The 19,503-nt window shown below is 57.6% G+C and carries 17 protein-coding genes; 7 read left to right on the top strand and 10 right to left on the bottom strand.

Going from position 1 to position 19,503, the window contains the following annotated elements:
• Positions 1–317: 317 nt before the first annotated feature.
• Genes AAEO81_RS10845 through AAEO81_RS10825 form a run of 5 tightly spaced genes read left to right on the top strand, consistent with a single transcriptional unit; the run spans position 318 to position 5,115 of the window.
• Positions 318–1,319: a hypothetical protein gene (locus tag AAEO81_RS10845; protein WP_341963561.1), complete on the top strand. Its 1,002-nt coding sequence runs from the start codon at positions 318–320 to the stop codon at positions 1,317–1,319.
• An 11-nt stretch (positions 1,320–1,330) separates the two neighbouring features.
• Positions 1,331–2,029, top strand: a complete 699-nt coding sequence (locus tag AAEO81_RS10840; RefSeq protein ID WP_341963559.1) for a class I SAM-dependent methyltransferase — start codon at positions 1,331–1,333, stop codon at positions 2,027–2,029.
• A 31-nt stretch (positions 2,030–2,060) separates the two neighbouring features.
• Positions 2,061–3,254 (top strand): aminotransferase class I/II-fold pyridoxal phosphate-dependent enzyme, encoded by a 1,194-nt coding sequence (locus AAEO81_RS10835; protein WP_341963557.1) that lies wholly within the window; start codon positions 2,061–2,063, stop codon positions 3,252–3,254.
• Complete coding sequence (locus tag AAEO81_RS10830) at positions 3,251–4,375, top strand: aminotransferase class I/II-fold pyridoxal phosphate-dependent enzyme (protein ID WP_341963555.1); 1,125 nt, start codon at positions 3,251–3,253, stop codon at positions 4,373–4,375. The genes AAEO81_RS10835 and AAEO81_RS10830 overlap by 4 nt, the downstream gene beginning before the upstream one ends.
• 20 nt (positions 4,376–4,395) lie before the next feature.
• On the top strand, positions 4,396–5,115 hold the full coding sequence (locus tag AAEO81_RS10825; protein ID WP_341963553.1) for a WbqC family protein: 720 nt from the start codon (positions 4,396–4,398) through the stop codon (positions 5,113–5,115).
• Between the two features lies 1 nt (position 5,116).
• On the opposite strand, the gene AAEO81_RS10820 is transcribed toward AAEO81_RS10825, so the two are convergent.
• The 10 genes from AAEO81_RS10820 to AAEO81_RS10775 all read right to left on the bottom strand — a co-directional run bounded on the left by AAEO81_RS10820 (position 5,117) and on the right by AAEO81_RS10775 (position 17,177).
• On the bottom strand, positions 5,117–6,772 hold the full coding sequence (locus tag AAEO81_RS10820; protein ID WP_341963551.1) for a glycosyltransferase family 61 protein: 1,656 nt from the start codon (positions 6,770–6,772) through the stop codon (positions 5,117–5,119).
• Positions 6,773–6,864: 92 nt separating this feature from the next.
• Entirely contained in the window at positions 6,865–7,425 is a 561-nt protein-coding gene (gene cysC, locus AAEO81_RS10815; protein WP_341963549.1) for an adenylyl-sulfate kinase, read from the bottom strand.
• Positions 7,426–7,758: 333 nt separating this feature from the next.
• On the bottom strand, positions 7,759–9,507 hold the full coding sequence (gene cptA / locus AAEO81_RS10810; RefSeq protein WP_341964518.1) for a phosphoethanolamine transferase CptA: 1,749 nt from the start codon (positions 9,505–9,507) through the stop codon (positions 7,759–7,761).
• Positions 9,508–9,614: 107 nt separating this feature from the next.
• A complete protein-coding gene (locus AAEO81_RS10805) occupies positions 9,615–10,373 on the bottom strand; it encodes a hypothetical protein (protein WP_341963547.1) in 759 nt (252 codons plus the stop codon).
• Between the two features lie 17 nt (positions 10,374–10,390).
• Complete coding sequence (locus tag AAEO81_RS10800) at positions 10,391–10,924, bottom strand: nucleoside triphosphate hydrolase (protein ID WP_341963546.1); 534 nt, start codon at positions 10,922–10,924, stop codon at positions 10,391–10,393.
• 313 nt (positions 10,925–11,237) lie between these two features.
• Positions 11,238–12,962, bottom strand: coding sequence for an ABC transporter ATP-binding protein (locus tag AAEO81_RS10795; RefSeq protein WP_341963544.1), 1,725 nt, complete (start codon positions 12,960–12,962; stop codon positions 11,238–11,240).
• Positions 12,963–13,039: 77 nt separating this feature from the next.
• Positions 13,040–14,233 (bottom strand): aminotransferase class I/II-fold pyridoxal phosphate-dependent enzyme, encoded by a 1,194-nt coding sequence (locus AAEO81_RS10790; protein ID WP_341963542.1) that lies wholly within the window; start codon positions 14,231–14,233, stop codon positions 13,040–13,042.
• Positions 14,220–14,480, bottom strand: coding sequence for an acyl carrier protein (locus tag AAEO81_RS10785; protein WP_341963540.1), 261 nt, complete (start codon positions 14,478–14,480; stop codon positions 14,220–14,222). Before AAEO81_RS10785 ends, AAEO81_RS10790 begins: the two co-directional genes overlap by 14 nt.
• 34 nt (positions 14,481–14,514) lie before the next feature.
• On the bottom strand, positions 14,515–15,429 hold the full coding sequence (locus AAEO81_RS10780; RefSeq protein WP_341963537.1) for an NAD-dependent epimerase/dehydratase family protein: 915 nt from the start codon (positions 15,427–15,429) through the stop codon (positions 14,515–14,517).
• Positions 15,426–17,177 carry a fatty acyl-AMP ligase gene (locus tag AAEO81_RS10775; RefSeq protein WP_341963535.1) on the bottom strand — a complete coding sequence of 584 codons (1,752 nt, stop codon included), beginning with the start codon at positions 17,175–17,177 and terminating at the stop codon, positions 15,426–15,428. The genes AAEO81_RS10780 and AAEO81_RS10775 overlap by 4 nt, the downstream gene beginning before the upstream one ends.
• Before the next feature lie 371 nt (positions 17,178–17,548).
• Here AAEO81_RS10775 and AAEO81_RS10770 point away from each other — a divergent pair, with 371 nt between their 5' ends.
• Complete coding sequence (locus AAEO81_RS10770; protein ID WP_341963533.1) at positions 17,549–18,691, top strand: N-acetyltransferase; 1,143 nt, start codon at positions 17,549–17,551, stop codon at positions 18,689–18,691.
• A gap of 88 nt (positions 18,692–18,779) precedes the next feature.
• Positions 18,780–19,487 (top strand): nucleotidyltransferase family protein, encoded by a 708-nt coding sequence (locus tag AAEO81_RS10765; protein ID WP_341963531.1) that lies wholly within the window; start codon positions 18,780–18,782, stop codon positions 19,485–19,487.
• Positions 19,488–19,503: the final 16 nt, after the last annotated feature.

Below are 19,503 nucleotides of genomic sequence, written 5' to 3'. Positions count from 1 at the left end.
CCGGAGGTGAATGCTGAAACCCAAAAGCCCCGAGTAATCGGGGCTTTCTTACTCATGCGACAGGGTCTTGGCTGGCCGTCGGTCGTTTGATTCCAACCGGGCAATTGCCGTATTTTGTGGGCTGCTCGTGGTCATTCGGAGCGGACCCACTGCGACATTGTCCATCACACGCGCGCTCCATCAAGTAAACCCGCGCCCCGCCGACATAGAGGTACAGAGCGCTTTGCGGCGAAATACGCCGACTGTGGCGCTCCCTCGATGAATCCCGCACGAGGCATGTGACAGGGAACTGACAGCCAACATCAGATGAGTACTCGATGCACTGGATATTGCATATTGGCGCACCCAAAACAGGGTCAACGGCCATCCAGCGGTTCATTTTCGACAATCGCGAACAATTGAAATCCCAGGGCATTCTTTATCCCGACGTCAGCCTGCGCGGATACGGCCATCATGACCTCGCCTTCTTGCTGGGCGGGGGTTATCCGGAGTGGGCCACCGGCCAGGAAAAGTCGCTCGCGCAGTTGCGCGACGAGCTCAAGGCGGCTGTAACAGGCAGTGACGCCCATACGGTGATCATCAGCAGCGAAAATTTCTTTATCTTCCCCAACCCCCAAGGCCTGCTGGACACGATGCGGGACGCCGGACTCGCGCCCGACGACCGAATTTCTGTCGTCTGTTATATCCGGCGACAGGACGACGCCCATCTGTCCTGGTACAACCAGACCGTCAAGGCGCAGGGCAATGCGCTCAACTTTGCCGCCACCACTCGCCGCGACTTCGGGCTGTGGGACTATGCCGAGCGCCTGAAGCCGTGGCAGGAAACCTTCAAAGACGCCACCTTCATCCTGCACGACTACGCCCGCTTCACCCGCGAAGACATCCGTATCGATTTCTTGCAGACACTCGGCCTGCCCGCTGAATCATTTGACTTGCCGAACGGGCGAGTCAACGAGCGCATCAACCGCGACATTCTCAATGTCCAGCGCCTGATCAACCGTCTGCCCATACGCACCGTCAACAAGCGGCGCTACCACAAACAACTCATCGAGCTGACGGCAGCAGCCGCTGGCAAAGCGGTGTTTGACGACAGCCCGTTTCTGACCGTTGCCCAGCGTCAAGCGCTGGTCGACAGCTACGCCGCCAGCAACAGAGCCATCGCACGGTCGTTCTTTCATCGCGATGAACTGTTCGCGCCCATCGCGCCTGGCGAGCACACCCACACCAGTGCGGCACCACGCGGGGCAACACTGACCAAGGTAGGCTTCGTCCTGCATTGGCTTTTCAATCATCGCCTGCGTCTGTCACGCCGCACTTGAGGTATCTGTTCATGTCGCGCATCAGCACCGAATATCAGTTCAAGGATCACCCGCAAACTTGCGACCGGGACGACCTCTGGGGTCAGGTCAAACGCACTGTCGGCGGCAAGCCGGTGACAGACGAACAAATCGCCATGATCATTGATGCGATCAGCCAAGGGGTCGACCTCAACGCTCAAGACCGGCTGCTGGACCTGTGCTGCGGCAATGGCGCCTTGAGCACTCAACTGTTCGGACGTTGCGCGGGCGGACTGGGCGTGGACTACTCGGACTTTCTGATCGATGTCGCCAACGAGCGGTTCGCCCGCCCTCCTGTCGAGCGCTATGTCCTCGACGACGCGCTGGCTTATCTGCATCGGGAAGAAGAACCGCAGCTGTTCACCAAAGCCATGTGTTACGGCGCATTCCCCTATTTTCCACAGCCACTGGCGCTGGAGTTCTTGCAACTGCTGCACGCGCGGTTTACCGGCATCGAGCAGGTCTTCCTGGGCCAACTCCCTGACAGAAGTCGCATGGATGAATTCTTTACCTCACGCGTTCGCGTGCCCGGCGAAGAAGATGATCCTGGCAGCCTGATGGGCATCTGGCGAACCCAGGAACAGCTCACAGAACTCGCCCGACGGGCTGGATGGGAAGTGCGCTGCAGCCGTATGCCAACGACGTTCTTCTCCTCGCATTACCGCTTTGACGCGATCCTGACCCGGATTTGAATACCCCCGCATACCTGGAGCACTTCTGCTCATGAGTACCGTCAGCCCTCTCGCCTTGTTCGGCGGCCAGCCCCTGTTCGAACGGCCGTTGACCACCGGGCAACTGGCCAATCGCGACCCCGAACGTTTTTTCGAGCTGGCCAGCGCTTCGCTGGAGCGCCGCCGGCTGACCAATCAGGGTCCGCTGGTCGATGAGCTGGAGCAACGCCTGTGCGAGCTCCATGGCACCCGGCATTGCGTCGCCTTTGCCAACGCCTGCTTTGCAATCATCCTCGCCTTGCGCAATCTGGCGCGGCCGAACGCACGCAAAGTGATCCTGCCCTCACTCACCTTTCGCGGTTTGCCTCACCTGATTCGCTGGGCCGGATACGAGCCGCAGTTCTGTGACGTCGACCCGCTGACTCACACCCTGGCCCCGGGCGAGCTGGCCCGGCTGATCGACGCCGACACCGCGGCCGTGCTGGCGGTGGAGAACATCAATGGCCTGTGTGACATCGACGCGCTGGAACGCCTGACACTGGATGCTGGCATTCCTCTGCTGGTCGATGCCGTCTATGGCATCGGTGGTCGCTACACTGACACCCTGCGGGACAACCGCGTGGGTACGCGTGGAAACGCTTCGGTTTTTAGCCTGCACGCCACCAAACTGATAAACGGTTTCGAAGGCGGCTATCTGACCACCGACGACGATGAACTGGCTGCGCAATTGCAGCGCCAGCGCAGTTTCGGCTTCGGCGACGCCGCCATTCCGGTCGAACTGGGCATGAATGCGAAACTCAATGAGTTGCATGCTGCCATGGCGCTGTCTAACCTTGATCACATGCACGCCATTATCAACGACAACAAACGGCGTTTTGCCTGCTACCAGCGGCACTTTCAGGACCTGTCCTGGCTTTCATTCGCCGACTACAGCCAATCGCCCGGCACCTACGGTCTCGTCTTGCTGAAAGTGGGCACGCATGCCCCCTACAGCCGCGACGAACTGATCCGCATTTTGCGCGCCGAAAACGCTCTGGTCCGTCCGTATTATTCCCCACCTCTGCATCAACTGGAGCCAGGCTCACCTGCTCTGCCCGTGACCGAAAGCATCAGTCGGCAGTACATCCAGATGCCCGTCGGCGACCTGCTCGTCGAAGCGGACATCGAGCGTCTGGCACAACTCTTCAAACGTCTGGAACAGGACGCAGTGCTGCTTGGCACGCCACTGGAGAGCGTCCCACAATGAACGAAAAGCCAGTGTTTGATGCGCCATTGCATGTCGGGCAATTGAACCTGCCCGACCAGGCCGAATTTCGGGACATGTTCGAGGGCATCTTTGCCCGACAGTTCTACACCAACCATGGCCCATTGGAGCAAGCGGCAGATCAGGCTCTCGCTGAGCATTTCGGGGTACGGCACGCCATCACCGTGGTCAATGGGACCGTGGCGCTGATGCTGCTGTTGCGCGCGATGGAACTGAGCGGTGAGGTGATCGTGCCCGCCTTCACCTTCCCCGCCACGGTGCAATCGTTGGTATGGGCCGGGCTCAAGCCGGTGTTCTGTGACGTTGACGGCGATACACAGATGCTCAACGCAGCGCTGGTGGAGGCCGCTATCACGCCGGCGACCTCGGCCATTCTCGGCGTACACATCTGGGGGCGAGGCTGCGACCCCCACGGCCTGGCCGGGGTGGCAAAAAAACAGGGTCTGCAATTGCTGTTCGACGCCGCTCACGCCACCGCTTGCACCTTCGAGGGGCAGCGAATGGGCGGATTTGGCCGCGCCGAGATCTTCTCATTCCACGCCACGAAAATTCTCAGCGGTGCCGAAGGTGGCTGCATCACCACCAACGACGACGCTCTGGCGGCCCGCTTACGCACCCTGCGCAGCTTTCACGCCAGTGACGAACACGCCAGCGGCATCCTGCGTTTGAATGCGAAACTGTCCGAAGCCCAGGCGGCCATGATCCTCTTGGGGTTGCGGCATCTGGATCGTTTCATCCAGGAAAACCGCCAGCGCTATGAGCTTTATCGAGAAGGGCTGGCAGGTATCGACGGTCTGGATTTCATCGATTATGCAGCCGGCGAACAGAGCAACTATCAATTTGCCGTGGTCCGCATCACCGCCACGAAACTGGGCATCAGCCGCGATGAATTACTGGATTGGCTAACCGCCCGGAATGTTTTGGCACGCCGTTACTTTCACCCCGGTGTGCACCGTACCGAGCCCTTTGCCAGCGCGCTTTCAACCGAGCTCAAGGTCACAGATGAGCTGTGCCAAGTGTTGCTGCAATTACCGACGGGCCAGGCCATAACCCAGGATCACGTACGCGACATTTGCGCGCTGATCCGCTCGGCAATCACATAACGACTGACGGCACAGACCCCATGATCAGCACATTGGGCATCATGCAACCTTACTTCTTCCCCTATCTGGGCTACTTCCAGTTGATTGCATCCGTGGAACGCGGCGTGATCTTCGATACCGCGCAGTACGGTCGCAAGAGCTGGATGAATCGTAATCGAATCCTCGATGGCAAAGGCGGTTGGCAGTACATCCAGGTGCCGGTCAGCACGACGCTGGGCAGCTCGATTCAAGCCACCACGGTGATCGATCACCGCGCCGCCCAGCAACGCATTCTCGGCCAACTCGGTATCTATCGAGGCAAGGCACCGTTTTATCGTCGGGTGACTGAATTGATTCCAGCCGTCTTCGATTCGGTAACAGGCAACAGCATCAGCGACCTGAACACGCGTTCACTGCAGGTGGCGTGCGATTACATCGGCCTGCGCTTCGACTGGACACCGCATTCAGCTTTGAACCTGGAACTGCCGCCCATTGAGCATCCCGGTCAGTGGGCGCTGGAAATCAGCAGCCAGATGGGCGCCCGACGCTATATCAATTCGCCGGGCGGAAGGGACATATTTGTCCCCGATGAATGGCAACAGCGCGAGATCGAATTGCGCTTTCTGGATCTGTCGACCTTTGTTTACCCCACCGGCGCGTTGCCCTATGTCGGGAATCTGTCGATCCTCGATGTATTGATGTGGAACGAACCCGGCGACGTCGCCCGCTACATCCGCGAGCATACCCGAGTGGCCTGCTGACTCAGACCCCGAGCCGGTCCAGCATGCGTTCCAGAGCATCGAGGGGAACCGAATAGTTGATGTGTTTATTTTGCACATCACCCTCATCGCCACCCACGAACATCGGGTCATAACCGAGGGTTCGCATCGGGCCAACAAACCCGCTGAAGCCGAAGAGGTCCTGCCCGGAAAAACCGGCCTGCCCCAACACCACGATCTTGACCGCAGTGTCGGCGAACATCAGGTTAAGCCACGACGAACCGTTAGGCCCGACAATGGCTTCTGCTTCCTGAAACAGACGAATCTGCTCCTCCAGGCTCAAATCTTCCGGGTAAATCGTCTCGAAGCCTCGCGCTTGCAGGCAGGCGGCCACTTCATTGTCATTCAATATCAAACGCCATTGTCGCTTGCGCCGGGAAAGGAATAAGCGCCTGGAGCCCCGCGCGACCTGTGGCAGCGTTGCGAGGACCCGATTGCGCAAAAAGCTGAAACAAGCGGGCGAAAACGGCCCTTGCTCATAGCCCGGCACCGGATGCCCCGGCACCAGATGCATGGGGTAAAAGCTGGGTGTAGGGGCGATCAACAGCCGTTTGCAAGACAACGCGACACCCGGCTGCAATACTACCCACTCGTTACTGACCACCCGGCGCAGGTACTCGTAGTGACTGGGGGGCATGCCCGCATCGATGATGATGGGCATCGAAGCGAACTCGGGATGACGGGACAACGCCCGCAAGCGACACAAAAACTCGGGCATCCAGTGACCGAACTCCACCGATGCGGCCCCGGAAAGCATTATTCCCGCCTCTATCTCCTGAACGGTGTAAGGCGCCATATCAAGGAGAAGACGCTGCCCGTCCCGCCCTTTGATCGCGCTCTCCTGGTGCCATAGGACATATTGGCCGAAGCGAGGGTGGGTCAGGCAATCATTGAGCGCAGCGCCGTCAGGGGTCAGGATCAGATCGGAACGGGAAAGGATCGTCGCGTTTTCGATGATGCAGGCGTAAGGCCGCTGGCCTTCAACGACGACCTTCAACGGCTCAGCGGCGCCTGGCTCCAGGGATTCAGGCTCTTCGCAGCGGATGCGCTCGGCCTCGTCCAGATAATCGAGCGCTACACCCTGGCTCGCTGTCCATTCGGCAACCGACATCAGCACGGCTTCTCGGCCGTCGATCCCCAACGCCCGCAACTCGTCTTCGCACCCCCACCTGAACAACAGATTTGTCCAGAGTGGGGTGACTGCCGCCTTCAACGCAGGATCGGTCACTGTCTGATAAACATCACGACCGCTGGCAAGACCATAAGCCGCCACGATCTCCTCCAGCAGCAGCCCCAGGCCCTCGACGTGGCCCGGCGAGCGCTCATAGGCCGACATGAACGCCAGCGCTGCCTTGCGGTGATCCTGCAATGCGCGGTGTGACAAGCCCAAAACGAACGGCGCGGCCCACTCCCGGCAACCTAATGCGATCGCGTTGTCGCAGGCACTCACGGCGGCAGGGAAATCACCCAACTTCTGACAGACCTGCCCGAGCAGCGCAGACAGAGAGGATGACTCGGGAAACAGGGAGACGGCTGCCTCGGCAATAGGGCGGGCGTCGGCGTAACGGCTCGCCGCCATGCATTCCCGCAGTGTCGAGATCAGAGTGCCTTCATCGGCATCCGCAAGCGTGCGCTTCAAGTCTGTTATCGCTTCAGCGTTCAAAAGCATGATTTCCCGTAGGACGAACGTGTTTGGCCTGTAGGGTGCTAGCCCTGGTTGCAGGAACCGCCTTATGAGCGGTAACGGTGCATCAGTTGCGCCACCAATTGCTCGATCATCTCAGCCCCATCATGACTGCTGGTGTCGATAATGAACTCCGGCGTCAGCGGCGCTTCGTACGGGCTGTCGATCCCTGTGAAATTACGGATTCGACCCTCACGCACGGCGCGGTACAAACCTTTGGCATCGCGGCGGACACATTCGCCCAACGGCGTGCTGACGTGTATCTCGATGAATTGATCAGGGTCCAGTCCATGTCGGGCGGCATCCCGGTCGGCGCGAAAAGGCGAAATCGCCGAGACGATGACAATCAGTCCCGCATCCACCATCAGCTTGGCGACTTCGGCCAAACGCCTGATGTTCTCGTGACGATCGCTGTCGCTCATGCCCAGATCACTGCAAAGCCCCTGACGCAGCCTGTCACCGTCCATCAAATAACTGTGCAACCCGTGCTGCTGCAAGGCCTGATCAATACGATTGCCCAGCGTGGATTTACCCGCCCCGGACAAGCCCGTCAGCCAGATGCAACAGGCCCGCTGATGCTTCATGTCTTCGCGTTGAACACGGCCCACGAGAAGCTCAGGCACTAACGGGGCCGGGTTTGACTCAGGTAAACGGGTATCGGTCATAAGCGAACAACTCGTTGATAACGTACACGCAAAAAACGATGGAAAGTCTACGTTATTTCGGCAGGTTTACCGAAAGCCTTAGCAGAGCCGCTCTGCTTCCCGAGGATGGGGGCCGAGGCAGCGGGGAAACAGGTCGGACTCAAACCCCAGAAACGACAAAGCCCTGAATAATCAGGGCTTTGTCGTATAAAAGATGGCGGAGGCGCACAGAACCGGACCCGCAAGACGGCTTTGTGATCATCACTGCCGGCTCAGTCCCAAAGGCCCCATCACCCGCTATCGCGTAGCTTGCACAGCCGAGCCCTGTTTAGGCGCAATCGGAAGCTGGCTGAAGTCACGCAGACTGCCAGGATTGTGCGGGTTGCCAATCAGGAGGCGTTCGGATTTATACCCCTGGCTCGCAATACTCCTGGCCGGCTCAAACTCATCAAAACGCAGCCCTGCCAAATCAGTCCACGTGTGGATGAAGTGAGAGGTACTGTAGGGGCGTGCCAGGTAGTCAGCAGGCTCCAGAGTCGTGCCTTGTGCAGCTTTCCAACTGGGCGATTTCCAAACGATGAATGGCACTGTGTACATTGGGCGAGTGGGTGCAGCCTCGTTGCGGCCCAGCACCTCTGGCGCTACCGGGTCATATACGGATTCACCGTGATCAGACAGGTAGAGCAGGAAGCCATTAGGGTCTGTGTCGCTGAAGCGCTTGATCAGCGACGAGACCACGTAATCGTTGTACCGCACCGCATTGTCGTAGCTGTTGTAGACCTCTAGCTGGCCATCAGTGACATTTGCCGGCACCCCGATCCGATCCTTGAAGTAATCGTATGTGGGTGGGTAGCGATACTTGTAGCTCATGTGCGTGCCCAGCAGGTGCACCACAATCAGCTTACGTGGCGCGTCGTCTTCCAAAACTTTAGAGAACGGGTCCAGGACGTCCTCGTCGTATTGGCTGGTCTCGTTCTGATCGCGGTTGTTGTTCAGATAGGTCTGCTGGTCTGCCTGCTGAGAAAACAGGGTGAGCATTGTGTTGCGCTTGGTCATGGTCTGCTGGTTGGTAATCCAGAACGTCTTGTACCCGGCCTGCTTCATCACGCTGATCAGGGTTGGCGTACTCAAGTATCGATCCGGATGCTCCTCGTCAGCAAATGTCAGTACCTGCTGGAGGGTCTCGATCGTATAGGGGCGTGGCGCGACCACTTGGCTGAATATCTGCAACTGGCCACGTAGCTGATCCAGATTAGGCGTCGTTGGACGGCCATAACCATAAACGCTCATACGCTCCCGGTTCGTTGATTCGCCAATGACCAATACCAGCGTGGAGCGTTGACCTGCATGCGTGTCGGTCAGGTTCTTGAGTGGAGGAATCTGCGCCTGAGTCGCCATCATCGTCGACATCTCGGCGAGTTGCTGACGATACTGGTGATATCCGACGACCATCTGCCAAAGGGCCGCAGCTTCGATATTTTCCTCGAATTTCGCTGCCGCCAGTTGAATGGTGGGTCGCTTACGATACTGATTGACGGCGTTGAAGCCCACGCCGACGGCAATGAACAAAACACAACAGGTCACCAGCGCCTTGCGCGTCAGGTACGCTGGCCTGACCCGCGTCCACAGCACCAACCCTACTAAGGTGTAAGCGGCAATGGCCCCCACAATCGACCAGGAAAAATAGTGCCCCAAGTACTCGGTTGACTCCTGCATGTTCGAGTCGAACATGATGAAAATCACGCTTTGGGAAAACTCCTGCCCATAAATCAGAAAGTATCCGAGGCCGGTCAGTGAGGACGCCCAAAGAAGAAGTCCAATGACCCCAGCCAGAATCCTTGCACGGGCGGGAAACAGGATCAGCGGAATCAGCCACAGCAATGTGACCATCGACGCCTGGATCATCCCCTTCCAGCCTGCAACGCCAGCGCGAATGATGAGGAGCTGTGCGACACCGGAGAAGTACCAGAAGAACAGATAGGCCCAGCCTAGACGCGCCCAGACTGCCCGGTTCGGTGTTGCGGGTGCCGAAACTTTAGCTTTCATAACGTCCTCGATTAAACCGCTCTTTACCGAGCGAGGCAGGCCTTCAGGCACCAAACCCTGTGATTCAACGGTCGGTAAGTCATTGAGATAAAGCGCGTCCGAACGCTTCAAACATGAGTTTCTACCGCTTGATGGGAATTGCTTTTCTGATTGATCAGCAACTGAGCTACCAGTTGGGCGCAGATCGCCTGTACCCGTTCCAGCGGTTGGCTGGCATCCACGTCGATAATTTTCGCGTTATTAAAACGGAGCAACGAGGTTGCCTGTACCTTCTGCTTCAGCAGAGAAAGGTTGTGGTCAGGCTTGCGAGAAAATGCCGTATCAGCATCAATGTTCAATCTAATGACCAGCGTGGGCAGATGGCTGACCATCCTCTGGTAAAGCGCAAACTCACGCTTTGCAAGCCACGCCGTAAAGCGGCCAGTAGGCGTTGATGCGTTCAGACCCGGGCCGTCATAAAACCCTGGCACGTCAACTTGAGGGTATCTGTCGCAAATAACGATGGAAGCCCGGTCGCGTAACGCCTGCATCTCCCTGAAGCGACGGACGCGCAGCAGCGAAAATCCGTAGATGGTCAACGCCGTGAAGACCCCAGGGATTTTTTCGCCCTTGGTACGAGCTTGTGTCGCCTTGGCGGCCAATCGACGTCCGACGGCAGGCCCGATCAATGGCCAGGCCTGTATCTTGAGTCCTATGGTGCCTGTACCCAATCCCAAGTAGGCATAGGCAGCGCCCTCACCTGCCAAGGTGGAGCAAAGGTGGGCCGCCACGGTGGTTTTTCCCGCACCGTCCGAACCAATAATCGCCACGAGCGGCGCCAGAGGGCGGTCGCCTCTCCCGCGAGGAGTTTCGAACAGGGCGCGCATGTCTGCTACCTCTCCCCCTACGGGTTCGCCAGGCTGCGGGACACCGCTGCTTTGGCTTGCGCAATGACCTCTTCGAGCGGCAGGCGACTGTCGAGATCCAGAATCGGCGCTCCCTGATATTCAAGCTTGGGGACGTTGGCAATCTTGAGTGCAAGCGATTCGTAGCGGTGATCAGGTTTGCGCGCAAACGCGGTTTCGACATCCACGTTCAAGCGAACAACCAGATCCGGACGGTAGCTGATCATGTAGTCGTACAGCTTTTTCTCACGCGCCGCCAGGAACCGAATCAGCCCGTTCCCATGCTTGACTGCGAGCAACCCGGGGCCATCGATTTTCATATTGGCAACCGCGATCTGCGGAAAACGATCAGCGACGATGGTGATGCCTTGGCGTCGCAGTTTCATCATCTTCTGGTAACGACGATACCGGCGGATCGACAACAGGAAGATGGCAAATGCCGCCAAGGTGCTGGGGCCGCTGGAGATTTGTGCGTGTTTCTGATTGCCACGTGGAGAGTTGGCAGCGATCAATCGACCGATTGCTTTGCCCACCAACGGCAACCTGACCAACCTTTCACCTATCTGCTTGGACTGAATGCCCAAATGGCAACTCTGCACGGGCTGCGACCGGCTCAGCCACGTGAGGATAGCCTCCGAGACGGTCGACTTTCCGGAGCCATCACAGCCGACAAATGCGATGAGCGGCCCCAGTACCCTTCCTTTCTTGTCCAGGTGCGGCTGACGTTTCGGAACCTGGACTTCGCCGTTCTGCTCCACATGATGATCTGGCGCAGGTGCATGTTGGTGTTTAGAAGAAAGCATTATTGGGCCGTCTCGTACGAGTAAAAAGAAGCTGGGTGCAGAGTCAAACTTCCAGATTGGAAGGCTCGTTGGCCAGATAGGTACGGTTTTTCATTCGCTTGATCTCGCCGTCCCTGAGCTCGATGATTTCGTCAGCGATGTCGATAAGCCCCGGACGGTGAGAAACGGCAATGATGGTGATCTCTGGCGCCAACGCTTTCAGCGACTCACAGATATCTTTCTCGGCATCCGGGTCGAGCGAGCTGGTCGCTTCATCCAGAATGAGCAACTGAGGTTTGTGGGCGAGCGCACGTGCAATCACTATTCGCTGCCGCTGACCACCTGAAAGCTTGCCCCCTCGTTCGCCAACGATCGACTGCATACCTTGGGGAAGTCGGGATACAAACTCCCATGCACCTGCCTGGCGCAATGCCCGCTCCGCATCCGCTTCGGTGAGCGCTGGCTCGCCCAAAGTGACATTCGCAAGGACGGTGTCGTGTAAAAGCAAAGTTTCCTGCGTGACGTAGCCAATCATGCGACGCCACATACGGCGATCAAGGTCGGGAAGCGGAATACCGTCTATGAGCACTCGACCTTGTTGAGGGCTCAACAACGCACACACCAGGTCAAGAATCGTGGTTTTCCCTGCCCCGGATGGGCCCACCAGCGTCGTCATCGTCCCGACGTCGAAAGTCAGTGATGCGCTGTTCAAAACCTTGCGCTCGCCATAAGTAAATGTGACGTTCTGAAACTCGATTCGGTCTTTGAGCGTGGGCTGCACGGTACCGCCGACAGGCTCGGCTTCTCCCCTGGCCGTCACTACCGCTTCGCGCAGCGCCCAAAAGGCACTCTCTTGCCCCGCCATGCGGTGGTAACGTTGCTGCGCCTTGTGCATAAGGCCGAGCACTCTTACCACCATGAATATGAGCACCATGACGGATGACAACGGCAACTTCCAGATGACCAGGCCTGCATACAGACCGGCTGCGGCGAGAATGGCCAGCAAGGGCTCTTGGAGTGCGCGCAATGTCTCGCGGCTGGTGACCTCCTTCTCCATTGCCCCATTCAGCTCAGCAGCCTGATGGCGCAACAACGAATCGGCGATATCTTCCCTGGCCATTGCCTTCAATGGTTTGACTGACCCCAAGGTGTCGCTGAGGTTGATCAGCAACTCCCGCATCAGGCTGGTCTGGCCCTTCCCTGCTTTACGGGATGTTTTGACCAAACCACGCAGGGCGAAAAGAATGACCACGCCGAGAACCAGGCACACCAGCGCAGCTTGCCAGGAGACGAACAGCGCGATGACGCCGTACGCGATCGCCTGGATGGAGAGCGCAACCATGTTCGCGGCATGCTCATAAGCGGTTGATGCTCGGTAGGCTTCGGTGGCCACGGCGTTGGCCAATGCTCCACCCGGCTGACGCAGATAGTATTCCCAGCGGCTACCCAGTGTTGCGTTGATCAGATCGACCCTCAGGTCGGTTGCGACGTGGGCTACGGTGTAGCCAACCTGGCGGTTGGCCAGAAGAATCAACAGACTGCTGATGGCCATGCCCACGACGATGATGACGAGTAGCGTGATGATCGTTGGCTCCAATCCAAAGAACTGAAGCGCGTTGCCAACAAGGGCGCCAAACGTCGAGTGCGCATTGTCGCCGAGCATCACCGACATCAGGGGCAGCATCGTTGTCAGGCTGACGCTCTCGACCAGGCCGGCAACGACCAGGCTCAGCAGCATCAATGCCGTTCGTATCGGATACGAACGGCCAAAAACAAAAATAATTCGCATAACACTCACATTCGGTTCAAGGTTCTCTGCACCGCACGGCAATTCCCTGCACTACAGTTCGTCTGCACCCCTCGCTGTCAGGCCGTAGGCTCAAGCAATGGACGTAGAGCGGCGAACGCTTCGATGATCTGATCAATTTGCGCGGTTGTGTGGGCGGCGCTGACACTGCAGCGAACCAACGTGACGCCCGACGGCGTGGCAGGTGGAAGTACCAGATTGACATATACACCCTGATCAATGAGTGCTCGCCAGAACTTTACACCCTGCTCTTTGCTACCGACCATGACCGGGACAACGGGGCTCACGCTTGGGCCTAACGAGTAGCCCAATTCCGCCAGCCCATCGTAAAGCCGACGGGCGTTGTCCCAGAGGTTCGCCCGCAGATCCGGGCGCGCAGCAATTGTCTTCAAGGCCGATCGCACAGACGCCACGACCGAAGGAGAGGGTGAGGCCGTGAAGATGTAGGGACGGCTGGCATAACGCAGCACTTCCATCCCACTGCTCAGGCCCGCGGCAAAACCACCGATTGCAGCCAGACTCTTGCTGAAGGTTCCCAGGATGATATCGACATCATCCTCCACGCCCTGCTCTTCCGAAAGGCCTCGACCGTTAGGGCCCATGACGCCGAACGAGTGAGCTTCGTCAACCAACAAGAAACCGCCCAGGCGGCGTTTGACGTCAACGATTTCTTTGAGTGGAGCCACGTCGCCGAGCATGCTGTAGATGCCTTCCACGATGATCAGCGCATCCTTCGCGCGATCCCCAAGGCGCAGCATGCGGCGCTCAAGATCTTTTGCGTCGTTATGGTGAAAACGGATGATTTCAGCCCCACCCAAGGCGCATGCATCATAGATACTCGCGTGACAATCGGCGTCGAGGAGTACCACTTCGCGCGGGCCGGCAAGCGTCCCGATGATGCCCAGGTTAGCCACATAGCCAGTGGAGAAAACCATGACCGATGGCCGATCCAGAAATTCGGCCAACTCTGCTTCCAGCGCCGAATGACCGCCGTAGCTGCCGTTGGCCATTCTTGACCCGGTTGTGCCCGTACCTTCGGCGGTCAGCGCTTTGCGCGCAGCTTCGATAGCGTCTTCATCGAATGTCAGGCCCAGGTAATTGTTAGTGCCAGCCAAAATGACATCGGTACCGCCGATACGCCCACGCGTCGATGAATAGAGCGCTTCGATTCGAGTACCAAAAGGGCTGGGGTCAAGCGCCTGCAGACTGGAACGCTCAGCGGCCAGGCGGGAGAATTTGTCATACAGTCCCATGACTTTTCTCCAGATAGCCGATCAGAGAGGCGGCAAGCTGCCTTGGCGTGCGAACGTCCATGAGGATATTGATCGGTATCGACAGGTCATAGTCGTCCTCAAGCTTCATCAACAAATCCATCATTTTTACCGACTCAAGGCCTAGGTCATCGACCATGTCACTGTCTGGCCCTACCTTACCTGCACCGGGAATCATGTCCCGAAGACACGTCAAAACATTCTCTATGATCACATCTTGCGTAAACATACTTAGCCTCGTTGGCGCGCGAATTTGCACACGTTCAAAACAAACCTTCCTGCAGGGCACGTCGTAGCTTTATCTGGGGAATCCAGCCGGTTGCGGCCGTTATCGCCGTGTTGCTGCATGTCCAGTCAGGGTGTGTCAGCTCATTGACTTTGCTGGTGGTCAGCATTGGGTTACCGCGCACCACGTAGGAAATGACCAGGTTTGCGCGTGCAACGGCCCTCAGGACGGCGGTTGAAATGGCCAGTGATCGAACTGGAGCCGCCCGTATATCGGTCGCAATCTGCGCCAGCCCCTTCCAGCTGTATCCGCCCAGCGTGCCGTCACTGATCTCGTAAAGAGCCGAATTCGAGTTCGGCGCTCCGAGCCATTGCCCAACAGCCGCTACAAGGTCAAAGACGTGCACAAAGCTGAGATGCGTATCCCCTGCGCCGAGCCTGATCTGCAGCCCCTTGAGCAACCAGGTGAACAGTGGCCGTAGTTCGCGATCTCCTGGGCCATAGACTGCCGTCGGACGGAAGATCGTGACGGCCATGGCTCCTGCTACCCGGATGACTTCCTGCTCGGAGTCATGTTTGGATTTTGCGTACCATGAGAGCTCTGGATGGCGAGCGGCAAGAGATGACATCAACAAAAAACGTTTGCAGGTGCCGGCTTTAGCAGCGGCTTCAGCGACCCGACGGCTGCCGTCCACATTGGAAATGCGGAAACTACGGGCATCACGCCCTCGAACCGCCCCCGCGCAATGGATGACGATATGTGCCCCTGCAACCAGCTTTGCCAGTGAGTCACTGTCCTCAAGCGATCCCTTTACCCACAGAACACCGTTTTCAAGCCCAGCCTGTGTGCGACTGAGCGCGCGCACACGGACACCACGACCAACGAGCATTCGCGCTATTTGACCGCCGATAAAACCGCTGCCACCGGTAAGGGCAATCGTTGGCTCGGTCATGCGGTTTCGGCCGCAGCGAAGCTCTCGGGGAGTGCGGCGCGAAGACTCATGAAGCGCTTGCGGGCTTCGGCCCGGGCTGGTTTTCCTGAGGAGGTGCGAGGAATGCTATGGGGCGGTACCAGGTCGATGGTCGGAGAGATACCGAATTCACTGTGGACCTTGGCAAACAACGTATGAGAAAGACGCGCCCTCTTCTCCTCATCGAGGATGCGGTATTGAACCTGGATCACCACCGATGGATCAGCGTCCTTGTCGGTAATGAAAACGATCGCGTCCCCCGGCCTGATTTCCGGCTCGGACTCGACAATGAGTTCAATGTCTTGAGGCCAGATGTTACGACCTCGGATGATGATCAGATCCTTCTTACGCCCGGTGACGTAAAGATCTCCATCGAAAAGATATCCCAGGTCGCCAGTATCGAGCGTTTTGGTCGCTGCGAGATTTTGGATGGAATCGTGATCCTGGAAATAGCCCGTCATCAGGCTCGGGCCAGAAATCATGACTCTGCCCACTTCGCGCTCGGCCAGGACATTGCCAGAGTCATCTACGATCAGCAGTTCGTGCCCCGGCAGCGCGCGGCCGCAGTTAACGAAAGCGCTGACCGCTGAAGATTTTTCAGTGGCGCTGAGCGCCCTACCTTCCGTTTCCAAAATGTCTCGGTCGATCCTGTCAACCTGAGCACCTGTGTCCGGTCTGGCAAAGCTGACAGCCAACGTGTTTTCTGCGAGCCCGTAGCACGGCATAAATGCGCCAGCCTTGAACCCCGCGGCGGCAAAGTGCTCGGCAAATCGGTCGAGTGTGGCGATGGAAATCGGTTCAGCGCCAACACCTGCTACGCGCCAGTTCGACAAATCGAGGCTTTCTACTTCAGCGGCACTGCAACGACGTACACACAGATCGAACCCGAATGGCGGCGCCACCGAGACCGTACCCCTGTTCCGACTCAGCAAGTTAAGCCACTGTTTGGGCCGCATCGCGAAGTCTTGCGTGCGCAGGTAATCGACCGATATCTGCGTGGCCATGGGCGCCAATACAAAACCTACCAACCCCATGTCGTGGTAGTACGGCAACCAGGAGACACAGCGGTCGCCGGGACGCAACCGGATTCCATCAGTGCTGATACCGCGCAGATTGGCCATGACCGAACGCTGGGTGACCATGACGCCACGCGGAAAACGGGTACTCCCGGAAGTGTATTGCAGATAGGCAACGTCATCGGGCTGAGCTGGGACAAGAGCGGCGCCACCCATAGGAAGCGCTTCCAGATCGTCATCCGTGCCGATGAATTTCAGCTCAGTGGTGCCCAGTGCTTCGCGCGCGTAGGGCAGCCATTCCTGCTCCCCGAGTACAACCGATGGCGAGCAGCTTGCGATGAGTCCACGGAGCTTTTCGACGTACGATTGATGTTGCCCTACCCCAGCAGGAACCGGCAGCGGAACAGCGACCAAGCCTGCGTACTGGCACGCGAAGAAAAACTCGACGAAAGAGGGTGTTGTGTCCGCGATCAGGGCGACGCGATCACCTTTGGACAAACCCAAGGTCAGCAACCTTCTGGCCGCGCCCTGGGCTCTGGCCTTGAGCTCTCTGTACTCGAGCACTGCCGTCAGTTGGCAGCGTCGGTCATAAAAATTCATCCCCGTGCGACCCAGCGCTGCGTAGTCCAGGGCGTCCGCTAAAGAAGGGAAATCTGCAAGTCGCTGCACCAGTTCTTGAGTAGAGCTAGTTTCGGACAAATATAAAACCGTCATTAATTTGGACTCTAATCAGGGCACTACGAAAACCGGCACTTATGGGGCAGGCGCCTCTGCGCGTCCAAAAAGCATGATTCGTAGAGATAGCTGAATATGGACGCCGTCACATTTTCAGGCATCGCTTTAAGCGAATAACTGGCTCGTGGACCTGAGCCATTTCGAAAAGCCGGCTTCCATAGCTTTCCTAAAAGAGTACCGCCAGATAGATCGAGATCTACTATCAAACGAATTGATACTCTACATTGACAACGGTCTATAGACGTAACGAAATATTTCAGCGACAGTCCGGAGCCGCCGCCGGATACCTCGCTCGACATTGGAACATCAGGCCTCACCGTCCACTTTTTGCCTAGAAGGCCTGCAGGCTAATGAATAAGAACAACCCGCTGCTTACCATTGAAGCAGTAGAGAACCGACAGTCACTGAACGACTTCGTCACCTTTCCAGGCACTCTCTATAAAAACGATCCCTCTTGGATTGAGCCGCTCTACATCGAACGGTTAGAGCATCTCTCACCCAAAAATCCGGCCTCGGGACACGTCACCTGGAAAGCCTGGCTCGCCAAACGTAATGGTGTTGTTGTAGGCCGCATTCTTGCTCAAGTAGATACTCTGCACCGGGAGTTGCACGGTGCGGACACGGGTCACTTCGGTATGCTGGACGCGATCGATGATGCTGAGGTATTCGCGGCGCTGATCGCCACCGCCGAGCAGTGGCTAAAGGGTCAGGGGGCTCAGCGGATTACCGGGCCTTTTACCCTGAACATCAACCAGGAGAGCGGCCTTCTCGTCGACGGCTACGAGACGCCGCCATCCGCGTTCATGAACCATAACCATCCTTACTATGAAAATCATGTGCTGGGATCGAAGTACGAACCTGCCATGGATTTGATTGCCTACTGGATGCGCCGGGACGCGCTCAATTTCCCGGCCCCGCTCAAGAAAATGATGGACCGGGAAAGGTCTACAATCCGTATCCGCCAGATTGATCGGTCAAAATTTGACGCCGAAATGCAAATTCTGCGGCAGATATTCAACGATGCCTGGGCCAACAACTGGGGTTACGTTCCCTTTACCGAGCACGAGTTTTCCGAGCTAGGCAAACAGTTGAAATTCCTTGTTCCCAGCGACCTCATTTATATCGCTGAAATAAACGATGAGCCCTGCGCGTTCATCGTGGCCATGCCTAACATTCATGAGGCCATCGCGCCTCTCAAAGGGCGTATGCTGCCATTTGGATGGTTGCGTTTGATTTGGAAACTCAAAGTCTCCGGAACACGAACCGCCCGCGTGCCTTTGATGGGCGTCAAGCAACAATATCAGTTCAGCCGCCAAGGCCCTGTCCTGGCATTACTGCTTATCGAAGCTCTGAAAGCCCCCTTCCTCCGGCGCAATATCGAGGCCCTCGAAATGTCGTGGATCCTCGAAACGAATGCCGGGATGCGCGGAATTCTGGAGCGCATAGGTGCCAAAGCCTATAAGCGGTATCGGCTCTATGAAAAGCACATCTGAATCGTCGCGGTATTCGGCCCTCATTCTGGCAGGTGACAGACGCCCAGGAGACCCCGTTGCCGCGCTTGGGGACGCAGGCTGTAAAGCGTTGACGCCTGTCCTTGGTCTGCCAATGCTTCATCGGGTAGTCGGCGCATTGCGGGACTCCAAGCGTGTGTCCGATATCACATTGGTCGGCCCAGGCAATCGGATGCTCGACCGTGATCCAACGCTGCGCGACATGATTGATCGTGGCGAGTTGGCAATGCTCGAACCGGCGGCGTCACCGAGCCTGAGCGCGTATCGCGGCTTGACCCATATCCACTCGCGGCCAGTGCTGGTGACGACTGCCGATCACGCGTTACTGCAATCTGACATCGTCGATTATTTTCTCGAACGTTCTCAGATGAGCGGATGCGACGTGACCGTGGCCTTGACACCGCTTGCCACGGTCATGGCCAAATTCCCCGAGAACAGGCGGACGGCTATCAAGCTCAAAGGCGGCCCGTACTGCGGCAGCAACCTGTTTGCGTTCATGACCGAGGAAAGCGCCAAGGTCGCCGATTTTTGGAAAGACATCGAGCAGCGCCGTAAAAACCCTAAAAAGGTCGTCATGGGTGCACTCGGCATAGCGTCGACTGTGCGATATCTCCTGGGAACCCTAAGCCTTGATCAAGCCATGCAACGAATCTCCCACGCCGTCGGTGTTCGCGTGGGCGCCGTGATCATGCCGTTTGCCGACGCTGCCGTGGACATCGACACCGTAGAAGACTTTCTACTGGTCGAAAAAACGCTCCGGCTGCGGGCATCAATGTGAATACCACCCAGCCTCC

Source organism: Pseudomonas sp. RC10 (assembly GCF_038397775.1).
Lineage (GTDB): Bacteria > Pseudomonadota > Gammaproteobacteria > Pseudomonadales > Pseudomonadaceae > Aquipseudomonas > Aquipseudomonas bambusae.
This window is presented reverse-complemented; position numbering and strand designations above follow the sequence as displayed.

Bases quoted from the DNA above. Each gene is read 5' to 3' on its own strand.
- AAEO81_RS10830 (WP_341963555.1), top strand. From the start codon at position 3,251: ATGAACGAAAAGCCAGTGTTTGATGCGCCATTGCATGTCGGGCAATTG.
- AAEO81_RS10835 (WP_341963557.1), top strand. From the start codon at position 2,061: ATGAGTACCGTCAGCCCTCTCGCCTTGTTCGGCGGCCAGCCCCTGTTC.
- AAEO81_RS10780 (WP_341963537.1), bottom strand. From the start codon at position 15,429: ATGACCGAGCCAACGATTGCCCTTACCGGTGGCAGCGGTTTTATCGGC.
- AAEO81_RS10770 (WP_341963533.1), top strand. From the start codon at position 17,549: ATGAATAAGAACAACCCGCTGCTTACCATTGAAGCAGTAGAGAACCGA.
- AAEO81_RS10845 (WP_341963561.1), top strand. From the start codon at position 318: ATGCACTGGATATTGCATATTGGCGCACCCAAAACAGGGTCAACGGCC.
- AAEO81_RS10795 (WP_341963544.1), bottom strand. From the start codon at position 12,962: ATGCGAATTATTTTTGTTTTTGGCCGTTCGTATCCGATACGAACGGCA.
- AAEO81_RS10790 (WP_341963542.1), bottom strand. From the start codon at position 14,233: ATGGGACTGTATGACAAATTCTCCCGCCTGGCCGCTGAGCGTTCCAGT.
- cptA (WP_341964518.1), bottom strand. From the start codon at position 9,507: ATGAAAGCTAAAGTTTCGGCACCCGCAACACCGAACCGGGCAGTCTGG.
- AAEO81_RS10825 (WP_341963553.1), top strand. From the start codon at position 4,396: ATGATCAGCACATTGGGCATCATGCAACCTTACTTCTTCCCCTATCTG.
- AAEO81_RS10840 (WP_341963559.1), top strand. From the start codon at position 1,331: ATGTCGCGCATCAGCACCGAATATCAGTTCAAGGATCACCCGCAAACT.
- AAEO81_RS10805 (WP_341963547.1), bottom strand. From the start codon at position 10,373: ATGCGCGCCCTGTTCGAAACTCCTCGCGGGAGAGGCGACCGCCCTCTG.
- AAEO81_RS10785 (WP_341963540.1), bottom strand. From the start codon at position 14,480: ATGTTTACGCAAGATGTGATCATAGAGAATGTTTTGACGTGTCTTCGG.
- AAEO81_RS10775 (WP_341963535.1), bottom strand. From the start codon at position 17,177: ATGACGGTTTTATATTTGTCCGAAACTAGCTCTACTCAAGAACTGGTG.